The following is a 1312-nucleotide window of genomic DNA, read 5'->3' as shown; positions in this document are numbered from 1 at the left end:
TAAATCTCGAAAGTCAAATATTTAAGATGATTTAATAGAAAAGCTCCATTTAGAAATAAAAATGGAGTTTTTCTATCTTTATTGCTAATAGTAATTATTTACCATTAAAAGAAGACCAAGGTAGATTCTAACCGCCCCATGTGTCATTTGAAGAACCGTAGCCACCACCTTCTCCTTGTTGAGAATTTTGCCCCCCACTTGTAGTGAGCAATTCTTCGTCTGAAACAACTTCAAAATTCAATTGATTTTTCATTTGTAAATCTCCTTATATTTTAATAATGTCAGTATACTCCGAAAAAAACATAAATGCAAGAATTTTCGCACAATTACAAATGAAGCCCTTAAATTATGAAGTCCTCCCCATAATTTTATCTAAAAAGTAATTGAAATAAGTTTTCTTTCCAATAATGGTCACCGTTTTTCCTTGCAAGCCATACCTTATATTTGGGAGGTCTTTTGCATTGATAGCGGTTGTCGCAGAAACTTTATAAGCATTTTCCTCTTTAAAGGCGGTTGGGGCGCTATCAATTTGTTTAATGATACCAGTTAATATCTCTGGTTTAGGTAAATTTTGCTGTACTGTAAATCTAACTTTTTGACCGACTTTCATTCCAGAAATTTGAGTACTTGGGATATAACTTGTCAGATTAACTTGTGTTTCTGCCTTTAATAAAGGATAGATTTCTGCGATAGGTGTTCCAATCGGAATCTTTTTCATCCCTAAAATATCTGGGAGCACATGCAGGACTCCAGTCTGTTCCGCAAAAACTTGACTGTACTGGTCATCTTGTTTTTGCAAGCTAATTTTTGTTTCTAAATCAGTAAGGGTACTATTTAGGTCTGTCATTTCTTTATTTGAAGCTGAAAGTGCCTGGGTTTTTAAAGTTAAGATTTGACTAGATTGGCTATTATCATAAGCATTACTTCCTGTTAAGCTACTTTCTTGCACATTAAAGGATTGAATTTGGCTTTTTAAGCTGTCTTTACTCGAAGCTAAACCTGATAAAAATTGACTTTTTAAAGACTCCTCTTGACTTTTAGTCGCTTGCTTAGCAGTTTCATCTGGATTTTTTTGATTTTTTAAATCGGCCTCTAAAGTCGCTTGTTGCGCTTGGTAACTGTTATATTGAGAGAGGTAGGGATTATCTTGTGAAACTCCACCACCACTCGATACCGCATTTTCGATTTCAGAGTAATTCTGAATAGCCTGTTGGAGTGTTGCCACCTGATTTTGAATAGCTTGCTTTTGACTCTCGGTACTTTTATTTTGGTCTTCTACCGCTTGATTCGATTTTTGAATGGTTGCTTCAAG

General features: G+C 34.8%; 2 protein-coding genes. Both read right to left on the bottom strand.

Annotated features, from left to right (window positions below; translation table 11 throughout):
• Window positions 1–127 precede the first annotated feature (127 nt).
• Complete coding sequence (locus AB0N14_RS40205) at window positions 128–253, bottom strand: lactococcin family bacteriocin (protein ID WP_021214955.1); 126 nt, start codon at window positions 251–253, stop codon at window positions 128–130.
• 93 nt (window positions 254–346) lie between these two features.
• Window positions 347–1312, bottom strand: a 966-nt coding sequence (locus AB0N14_RS40200; RefSeq protein WP_366030624.1) for a bacteriocin secretion accessory protein, incomplete at its 5' end; no start/stop codon positions are given.

It is taken from the genome of Streptomyces sp. NPDC051104 (assembly GCF_040682835.1).
GTDB lineage: Bacteria > Actinomycetota > Actinomycetes > Streptomycetales > Streptomycetaceae > Streptomyces > Streptomyces cynarae.
Note: the sequence above shows the minus strand (reverse complement) of the source record. Positions and strands in the feature narration are given on the sequence as shown.

What these genes read in the sequence shown, in the direction of transcription:
- AB0N14_RS40205 (WP_021214955.1), bottom strand. Translation starts at nt 253, where the DNA reads ATGAAAAATCAATTGAATTTTGAAGTTGTTTCAGACGAAGAATTGCTC.